General features: G+C 45.4%; 8 protein-coding genes. 6 read left to right on the top strand and 2 right to left on the bottom strand.

Features of this window, described 5'->3' with window-relative positions:
* Positions 1 to 256: 256 nt before the first annotated feature.
* Positions 257 to 778: a transglycosylase SLT domain-containing protein gene (locus FFM75_RS12270; protein ID WP_223876678.1), complete on the bottom strand. Its 522-nt coding sequence runs from the start codon at positions 776 to 778 to the stop codon at positions 257 to 259.
* Positions 779 to 1,143: 365 nt separating this feature from the next.
* Complete coding sequence (locus FFM75_RS12275) at positions 1,144 to 2,049, bottom strand: helix-turn-helix domain-containing protein (protein WP_137629457.1); 906 nt, start codon at positions 2,047 to 2,049, stop codon at positions 1,144 to 1,146.
* Between the two features lie 123 nt (positions 2,050 to 2,172).
* Between FFM75_RS12275 and FFM75_RS12280 the strand changes: the two genes are divergently transcribed.
* The 6 genes from FFM75_RS12280 (at position 2,173) to FFM75_RS12305 (ending at position 9,685) form a co-directional block, all read left to right on the top strand.
* Positions 2,173 to 3,678, top strand: a complete 1,506-nt coding sequence (locus FFM75_RS12280) for an FAD-dependent oxidoreductase (RefSeq protein ID WP_137629458.1) — start codon at positions 2,173 to 2,175, stop codon at positions 3,676 to 3,678.
* 36 nt (positions 3,679 to 3,714) lie between these two features.
* Positions 3,715 to 4,905 carry an MFS transporter gene (locus tag FFM75_RS12285; RefSeq protein ID WP_137629459.1) on the top strand — a complete coding sequence of 397 codons (1,191 nt, stop codon included), beginning with the start codon at positions 3,715 to 3,717 and terminating at the stop codon, positions 4,903 to 4,905.
* Positions 4,906 to 5,040: 135 nt separating this feature from the next.
* The gene (locus FFM75_RS12290; protein WP_137629460.1) at positions 5,041 to 5,907 is read left to right on the top strand and encodes a LysR family transcriptional regulator; all 867 of its coding nucleotides are present in this window, start codon (positions 5,041 to 5,043) and stop codon (positions 5,905 to 5,907) included.
* 99 nt (positions 5,908 to 6,006) lie between these two features.
* The gene (locus FFM75_RS12295) at positions 6,007 to 7,500 is read left to right on the top strand and encodes an FAD-binding protein (protein WP_137629461.1); all 1,494 of its coding nucleotides are present in this window, start codon (positions 6,007 to 6,009) and stop codon (positions 7,498 to 7,500) included.
* Positions 7,501 to 7,503: 3 nt separating this feature from the next.
* The gene (locus tag FFM75_RS12300) at positions 7,504 to 8,238 is read left to right on the top strand and encodes an SDR family NAD(P)-dependent oxidoreductase (RefSeq protein ID WP_137629462.1); all 735 of its coding nucleotides are present in this window, start codon (positions 7,504 to 7,506) and stop codon (positions 8,236 to 8,238) included.
* A gap of 13 nt (positions 8,239 to 8,251) precedes the next feature.
* Positions 8,252 to 9,685 (top strand): vinyl phenol reductase, encoded by a 1,434-nt coding sequence (locus FFM75_RS12305; RefSeq protein ID WP_137629463.1) that lies wholly within the window; start codon positions 8,252 to 8,254, stop codon positions 9,683 to 9,685.
* Positions 9,686 to 9,849 lie beyond the last annotated feature (164 nt).

A 9,849-nucleotide genomic window follows, 5' to 3' on the forward strand; every position in this document is an offset into this window, starting at 1 on the left:
TGTTGAGACGTGAAAACTGGCGGTTTTCTAATTGAACAATAAATTTTTCATTAGTGATACTTATATCCTGAATTGGGTATGGGTGAAGCTTAAAATCAGCACAATAGTTAAGGGGATAAATCAATATGTGGCAATTAAAATATTAATTCTTTTTGTCGCAAACTAAAGCGGTCTGTTTAAGTCAACGAAAAAACGCCGCGACCAACTTAAGCGTGGTCGCGGCGTTTTGCTATTTTAGGCGGGGGTAGCTATTAGTCTAGTAACCCCAAGCACTTAATCCTTGGGCTTCATAGAGACTAACAGCGGCGTCGACTTGGGCTTCGACGGAACCACTACTAATGTGCATATTTTGGAATAACCCATAAGCACCACTAGAACTGTTGACAACATAAGGTTCCCAGTTGGATTCGCGGGTAATGATCGTGTTCCAAGTTGATTCAGAAACCCCAGTCCGTGAGGCCATTTGACTCAAGACGTAACTCTTCAAATTGCTCCCAGTATAAGTCGAAGAACTTGATGAGCTAGACGTTGACGTTGAACTGGTGGTAGCCGTTGTACTACTTGAACTAGTTGAGGTCCCAGTGTTTGTTGCAGCAGTACTTGTGCCAGTCGTTGTCGCTAACCGGTGGTAGCCGTAGTGTTGACTGGGACGAGCGGCATAAGTGGTCCCACCGTGGGGTGCCGTGGTGGTATCCGCGTTGGCTGAAACACTACCGACAAAGACTAATCCAGTGGCAATGGCAGAGGTTGTTAAGATGGTACGCATGAATTTTTTCAAATTGATAAACTCCATTTCTGTAAATGCTTTTTCAGGTGCTAAGCTTAACTCGAGTTTGCTTAATCGATTGGCACGAGTTTAGCGCGGCTATGTTACAAACCAATATCAAGCGCGTTAAGAAGCCGTGGCAAAGATGGCAGTCTTTTTACTAGTTAAGGGGCGCCGTAATTTGTGACGACCCGGGAGTGATTTGATAAAAGCTAGGCGCCGTAAGCTTGACAATCAAAAGGTTGGTTAGCCGGCTTGTTACAGAAATGGGAAAATGGGGGCTTGTTAAAGCTGATTAAGATTAAGTAAAGAGCCTTACGATAAGGTAAACATCCTAACCAAAATCCAGTTAGCGCACTGATTGAAGGCGCATGAGGCTAACTGGTTGTTCGGCGATAACCGTGACTGGCCCGATATTCATTGGGCGTCATATTGAGGGCCCGTTTAAAGACCGCAAAAAAGCTACTCATATTTTTATAGCCTAATTCAAAGGCAATTTCTTCAATCGTTTTATTCGATAGAGCAAGCATTCGTTTAGCCAGTTCGATTCGAATAAACGCGAGTTGACCAGTAAAGCTTTTATCAAAGAGCTTGCGACAAAGGCGTGAAAAGTAGTTCTTATCATAACCAAAGTGAGCTGCGGTACCGCGTAATGTGGCGTCTTGACTATGGCGAACGAGGTAGTTAAAGATCAACCCAGATTGCGTATCCGCGCTAGCATGGTGAATATCGGTGCCTGGAAAATCTGAGTCTGAAATCGAAATCGTCTGTTCGTGGTTACGGAGTAGCTCGGTTAGTAATAGGCCAGCCGTCATTTCACGTTGGTAACTTAAGAAGACATCGGTTAAGTCTTGCCGTTCGATTTCGGCCAGTAAATCAAAATAGCGATGTTTGATTTGGTCATTGAGGTGGCGGTACACGATGTAATGCGGGTCATGTTCGCCAGCGTTCATTAGGTCGTGGACCATCGGGTTATCACCGACAACCACCATATTAAGCGGAGTTGGCGCATGCAAACATTCCGAAAAGACTCGCAATTGCGCCGGCGCGGCCAAATTACTTAACGTCATGGGTTGTGGCGATGATAGCATGATGACGTCAAATGGTGAGAGTGAAACGTACTTCCCATTTAAGGACAATTCGCAAGCGGATAAACTTTCAATGAAACGAATGTGAAAACATGTGCTAATGTTTTCATTTTCGGAACCGATTTTGAAACTCGTCTCGTTGAAATCGGTTTCTTTCAACGCTAGCTCAGACGCAACGACATAATTTTTAGCCAAAATAACCCCTCCTATTTGCAGAAAAGATACTTCTCCGTAGTTATAAAGATATTATACACTATCTACTTGTTCAATTTTTAGCATTATACTGATTTTGCAAATCAAGTTAAGGAGTGAACAAAGATGACAAATCAAACGATGAATACTGATGTTTTAGTAGCTGGGACTGGTGGCACTGGCTTGGCGGCCGCTTATGCTGCAGCTGAAAAAGGGTTAAACGTTTTAGTCATTGAAAAGCAATCACAAATTGGTGGGAATACGAAAATTTCCAGTGGCTTTTTCGCAATTAATTCCAAAGAACAACAAGCGGCAGGCTTACATTTATCGACCAAAGAAGCAATTGCGGAATTAGCCAGTTATAACCATTACTTGTCTAACGGGACGTTATTATCCCGCATCGTAAATAGTTCTGCGGATACCTTGGCTTGGTTGGAAGGCATGGGGATGGAAATTAAACTCAACCCAACTGAAAACACCACGCAATTTGCCCATCGCGACAATGCTTATCGTGGTGGCTCCTATCACATGTATCAACATAAAGATGAAAGTTATCAACGGGTTCAACAAACCCTGGAAGATGCTGGCGTTAAGTTCCAATTCAACACGACGTTGACTGACTTGATCATGGCAGACGGCAAGGTTGCTGGTGCGACTGCGATGACGACCGATGGTGACGATTTAACCATCAATGCTAAAGCCGTCGTGGTAGCGACTGGTGGCTATGGTGGTGATGCTAAAAAAGTCGCTAAGACCATGCATACGCCTAACTTACGGACCTTGGGTGTCCCAAACAACGGTGAAGGGATGAACGCAATGGTCAAAGCTGGTGCGACGGATATTGACAGCCATGCGTTGATTCATGCTGCGCAATTAGCCAAATCAAAAGTCACCCAAAAGACTTCTAACCAACATTTAGCGGGTTTCTCATCGAATGCCTTAACGCAATTATTATTAACCCCACAACTTTGGGTCAACATGAAAGGTGAACGGTTCGCTAATGAAGATGTCGTCTACGACACGGTGGAATGGGCCAATGCTGCTTGGTCACAAGGTGGCAAGTACTTATTTATCGTTGACCAAGCGACATTAGATACATTTACCGCGGATAAAAATTCTGAAGAAGTCTCACAAGCTGGTCCTGGAGCCGCAACGGGTCGTGGCGACTTTACTAAGTTAGCTGAAGCAGCGATTCAAGGTGAAACCGCCTATAAAGGTACCACGTTGGCGGAACTAGCTGAAAAAGCTGGCTTGAATCCAGCAGCACTAGCCAAAACAGTTGCGACTTACAATCAAGCAATTGCCGCCAAAGATGATCAAGAATTCAGCAAATCAACTAAATCATTAGCGTACTCAGTTGAAAAAGGGCCGTTTTATGCCTTTATCAGTCAAGCAGCCTACTTAGGTACCGTTGGTGGTGTACGGGTCGATGAAGATTTAGCGGTCTTAGATGATAACTTTAAACCAATTCCTGGTCTTTATACCGGTGGTGCCAATGCCGGCGGCTATTATGAAGGTCACAGTTATCCAGCTTTTGAAGGATTAGCATCTGGTTTTACCTGGACGTCCGGTCGGATTGCCGGCACGAGTGCGGCGGATTACATTAAAGCGACAACTGCGACGGTGCAATAAATAGTACCGCGATAATTTATAAGGGGGCTCTGCGTCATGGACACGCCAAGTAAGTCATATATTTCAAAAACCCGGATCGGGGTATTAGCTGTTAGTTCAATGGGGATGGCCGCATTAGCCATTACGCCTTCCTATGCAGCGATTGCCAAAACATTTGCGTTAGGCAATACCAGCGTTCAAATGTTAACATCATTACCAAATTTATTTATGATGTTGGCTGGTTTAATCATTGGGAAGCTGACCGCCAGCAAAATCAATCTTAAAACCTTAACATTAAGTGCGATCGTGTTAGTCGTGATTGGTGGTTTTTTGCCACTAGCTTATCATGATAGTTTTGCGTTCTTGCTATTTTGTTCCTGTTTAGTTGGCTTAGGCCAGGGGGCTTGTACGAACTTATCGCAAGTCTTGATTTCACAAATGTTGCCCGAAAAAGAACGGCAATCTACGATGGGCCTAACGACTACTTTCACGAATATCGGTGGCATCATTTTCATCATGGGTGGTGGCCAGTTAGCGGCAACCAATACTTGGGTCAACAATTATTGGATCTATATTTTCACATTGTTAGTCTTAGTCGTTACGCTAGCATTAGTGCCATTGCATCCAGAACAAGTGAACCAAGATGATGGCAATAGTGGTGAGAAGATTCAATTAAATAAATATGTCTTCTACTGCGCGTTTTGGGCCTTCTTTACGATGTTGCTTAACAATGTGTTGAACAATAATATCTCATTGTTTGTCGTTGATGAAAAACTTGGGGCCACATCTCAAGCCGCATTAACATCGACAATTTCCTTGATCGGTGGGATGCTTTGTGGGTTGATTGTTGGGGTTATCGGTAAGAAGTTTAAATATACCTCAATTTCAATGTCCTTTATCTTATATGGGTTATCTTACTTATTAGTTGGTTTTGGTCATTCATTGATGTTAGCCTTTGTCGGCAGTTTCTTTGTCGGTGCAGCGATGAGTATTGCGATGGGGCAATTCCCATACTTGATCTCGATTACGGTCGGTAAAAATAGTGTTTCGATGGCGCTGGGGGTCTACGTGGCCATTTACTCAGTTGGTGGGGTTGTCAGTCCCTTCATCATCAATCCATTAACGAGCGCGGTTAAGAGCATGGGCTTAAATGCTTTTTCTGTCAGTGGGGTCTTAGCCTTGATTTTAGGTGTCGCCTGCCTGTTAGTGAATTTCCAAAAGAAACTGGTTCAAGATGCACTCGGTTAAGTTATCATAATAGTACCCGCAACACGCATGGCGTTAGGCCTGGTGTTACGGGTGCTTTTTAGTTCTGATAAACTAGTGTTAGTCGATTTGATGGCGTTGCAGTCAAAATAAATCGCGATAAAAGTGGGTGGAGAAATGAATTATAATTTAATGCCAGTTAAGTATTTCGTCGATGTGGTGCAGACACATGGGTTTGGCTCAGCGGCAAAACGCAACTATGTATCTGAAACTGCCGTAAGTTCGGCCATCAGTAAGTTGGAAGCTGCGCTAGGTCATAAGCTGTTGAATCGTGCTGCGGGCCAGTTTTCGTTAACCCCGGTGGGGGAACAGTTTTATCAACGAGCAGTTGAGATTCTGAATGCGTATAACGAGATCTGGCGACATCCAGATACGCATCCAGAGCAACTTGTGCGCATTCACTTCTTACAAGGATTAGCGGCGGATGCCGCTGAATTTGCGAATCAATTGCCTGCCCGGACCCACATTAATTTTGATGAAGAGGCCTTTAATCACAGTATTAGCCGTCTGATCAAGGGCGACTATGACTTGCTAATTGGGTTTGAATTGGCTTTTTTGAATAATGCGAAATTAAAGACCGTTCCGTTAAAAACAATCAACTTTGATTTGTTGTTTAATGCAACGGCAGTAGCGACTCAGTCGGCCGACTTACAGACGTTGGCGCGACAGTCGACCTTTTATTTACAGTACTGGCAATCAACGGGCATCTCGGATATTCAAGCGGCAATGCTCAAAGCTTATCGGCAAGCCGATTGGGATTTTCAGCAAGTGGCGGGTGTGAATAGTTTTGCGGCGGCATGCTTGAATGTGAATTTCCGTGGTGGGTTGACGATGGTGCCAGAAAATTTTGAAATTCCAGCTAATTGTGAAAATATTTACAGATATGCCCCCGCGCATCTCCGCCAGGCATTTAAGGTGGTAATTGCGATGAATCGCACGGCTAATCCTGAACTTGTTAAACTAGTCATGCGCGCGATAAGTTGAAGTTATCGCTAGTAACTTTTATGTGTTGACCTTTAATTGTGAACCAATCTACAATTTAAGTATCGAATGATTGATTGACATGAAAGGGTGAATTTGCAAATGAAAACGTTATCAACAGCAGTAGTCGTCGTTGGCTCTGGTTCAGCCGGTATTTCAGCGGCGTTTGAGTTATATCAACGACAAGTCCCATTTATCTTAGTTGAACGGGGTGACAAAGTTGGCGGGGCCGGTAAGTTTGGCGCTCACGGGGTCTTTGCTGTTAACTCGAAACAGCAACAAGCTAAAGGTGTGACTTACGGCTATGAAGCGGCCTTTAAGGGGTTCACCGATTACAATCATTATTTTGTCAACGGTGAGTTGTTAGCCCGGTTCTTAAAGCTATCGGGTGCCAACATTGAGCGGCTGGCAGCCATGGGATTGCCAGTGACCGTCGAACCTAGTGAACAAAAAGCCCATTTAAATGATCCACTTGTCTATCATAAGTTTAATAACTTCAAAGAAAAAATGACGAACTGGGACCGACTACCGGCACAATTTATTGCGGCGGGTAATCAAGTGTTACTAGAAACGGCTGCGGTTGATTTGGACTATGACGATGGCTTAAAAGCGGTGATTGTGGCCGATAAAGCTGGTACACAGACCCGTATCGAAACGACTAAAGTAATCTTTGCGGATGGCGGTTATTGCGGGGATGCCCAATTAATGGCTGATAAATATGCCGATGCCGCAGAATTTCTAAATCTCGGTGAACGTAAAGCTGACGGGACGGGCATCAAGTTGGCCCAAAAGCTGGGCGCTGATACGACCCATGCGCCTGTGTTATTTGCCCATGGCTGTGCGCCTAGTCGGCAAATCAACCCAATGCGCCGGGATAGTAGTGTTGAAACGCTGACGAACTTACCGTTACTTTGGCTCGACAAAACTGCCAACCGGTTCGTCAATGAAGATGTGGTTTATGATTTTGCGATGTGGGCCAATGCCGCCCATAATGTGCAGGGCAAATATTACGTGGTTTTAGATCAAAAGACGTTGGATCACTTTAGAACCCAAACAGTGTCATTAGAAGATACTTTTGAACGCCAGTTTTGTGAAGTTGGGCAAACACCACGAACCACGGTAGGACCACTTTCCAATATTCAAGCTGATTTTGATGCGGCTAGTCAAACCGGTGAAGTTGTTAAAGCCGATTCGCTGGCGGCGTTAGCCACTAAGCTGAAATTGCCATTAGCGGCGTTACAACGCAGCATTCAAAGTTACAATCAAGCCGTTGCGCAACAAAATGATACGACTTTCTTAAAACCCACGGATGAATTGTTGTTTGGGGTTGAAGATGGTCCAGTATATGCAATCGTTGAACATTGTGCCATTTTAGGTACATTAGATGGCGTTAATGTGAACCGGAATTGTGCACCCGTCACCAAAGCGGGCGCGCCAATCAAGGATTTGTATGTGGTTGGTAATAATGTTAATGGCTTGTATTCTGATGGCTATCCAAGTTATGAAGGCATTGCGAATGGCTTTGCCTTTGTCTCCGGTTGGATTGCGGCCACCGAAGCGGTTAAAAGTTTAAGTCAAGTGAAAGCGGAGGTCTAGCTCATGTTAAAAGATAAAGTTGCGATGGTGACGGGGGCGGCACAAGGCATTGGGTTTGCGATTAGCGAGGAATTTGCGAAGCAAGGTGCGAACGTGGTGTTGGCTGATTATAATCCCGAAGTGACGGCCGTCGCTGAAAAGTTAGCGGCTAACTATGACGGTAAAATCACTGGCTTAGTGATGAATGTCATGGATAATGACAGTATTCAAGCGGGCCTAGATCAAGTGATGGCTGACTTTGGGCGTTTAGACTATGTGATGAATAATGCTGGTGGCGGTACGCTCAAACCATTTGTGGAATTAACCGATGATGACTTTGATAAGACGATCAATTTGGATTTACGGGGCACGTTCCAATGTATGCGCGCTGAAATCAAATTATTCTTAAAACAAGGCTTCGGGTCGATCGTGAATACGGGTGCGCTTGGAAGTATTTATAACCCGGGTGGCATGGGCGCTTATAATGCGGCTAAAAATGGCATTATGGGCATGACCCAAGCGGCTGCGGTGGATTATGCGGCGGACAATATTCGGGTTAACTGTGTGGCACCTGGATTGACTAAGACGCTGTTAAATGATGGTGGTTTTCTAGAAAAAATCTTACCAACGGTGCCAATGAAACGGTATGAAACTGCTGCTGAAGTCGCAAAAGTCTTCGTCTTTGTTGCCAGTGAGGCCACCTTTATGACTGGTCAAACGGTCTTAAGTGATGGTGGGGTTTCGGTCGGATTGAAATAAGGGGGTCACGCAGATGTTTCCAAAACAAACGCAATATGATCTGGTTATCGTTGGCGGTGGCCTAGCCGGTCTCGTGGCCGCCGTCAGTGCCCGGGAACAAGGACGATCAACCTTAGTGCTTGAAAAAGGACGCTCGATTGGCGGCGATGGGAATTACGTTGAAGGCGCCATGGGGGTCGATAGTTATTTACAAAAGCAGCAAGGTGTTCAAATCGACCGGACTAAGTTACTGCAATCGGAACTAGACTATTCGCACTATGAAGCTAGCGCCCCGCATTTGAAAAAGTTGATCGATAATAGTGGGGCAACGATTGATTGGCTGCATGACTTAGGGGTTAAGTTCAGTCAAGTTGGGGGTCAAGGCAAGAGTTGGCCGACGATTCATAGTTTTGCCGGTGGCGGTCATGCGGCCGTCCAAGTCTTGTTTGCCAAGGCCCAAGCGATGGGGGCTGAATTTGCCATGAGTGTCAGTGCCAAGCAGTTGCTGCTGCAAAATGGGCACATCACTGGGGTGACCATCATGAATGAAGCCACTGGTCAAACACGTGATGTGACCACAACTGATGTGATTTTAGCGACTGGAGGCTATGTTGATAATCCGGCGTTAGTGCAACAACGGACACCATTTGCCAGCCGGTTATTGTCTGTCAGTGATGGTAAATCGACTGGTGACGGGATGCAACTGGCTTGGCAAGCGGGCGCAGCGCATTATCAACTCGGGGCCATTCAATATGGTGGCGGGGCGATCTATGACCGCCAACAACCGCCATTTGTCCACATGGCGTCACAATTAGCAGCGGCGGCTACCCAAGAAGCGATTTTATGGGTCAATGAACGTGGCGAACGCTTCGTTAATGAGGATGTTAACGATAATATGTGCCATGCCGGCGGCGCGATTTTGACCCAAGCACGGACCTTCTCGATTTTAGATCAAGCAGCTGTTGACCATTTGACAAACGTTGGGTTGTATAAAGTTGTTGGTAATTCGCCAGTCTCACCAGCACGATTCGATCAGTTGCAGGCTGAAATCGACCACGACACGACGCGTGGTGCCAAGTATTTAACCCAAGCAGCAACAATTGAAGGCTTGGCAAATAAGCTTCACTTAGGCAAGCTCCCAACAACCATTGCGCATTACAATCAATTAGTTCAAGCTGGTGCCGATACTGATTTTGGCAAAGCCGCTGCGTATTTAACTAGTGTGCGTCAAGGACCATTTTATGCCGTAGAATTAGGAGTCGGCATGGCGTGTGCGCTAGGTGGTTTACGTGTTGATGAGGATAATGGTGTGTTGAATGATCATGGTTATCCAGTACCAGGGCTATATGCAGTCGGCAACGATGCCGCGGGCATGTTAGTTGGCGACACGTATGCGGTAACTTTACCTGGTAGCACCGCCGGCTATGCCGCTTTTTCTGCTCGTAATGCGGTGCAACACTTGGCTTAAAGTCAGCTATTTTTGTCGTTGGCGTTCAACGTATAGCGGACAATGTTAAGTTTCCCAGATAATGGTCATAAAATTGAGGTATTTAACGGCTCTTTGTCAACGGGTGTTGATGGAGGGTTTATGTGGAACTTCGTTCACTTGCGAACGGGGTTCCTTTTCTTTAC

It is taken from the genome of Lactiplantibacillus daowaiensis (assembly GCF_005405085.1).
GTDB classification, from domain to species: Bacteria; Bacillota; Bacilli; order Lactobacillales; family Lactobacillaceae; genus Lactiplantibacillus; species Lactiplantibacillus daowaiensis.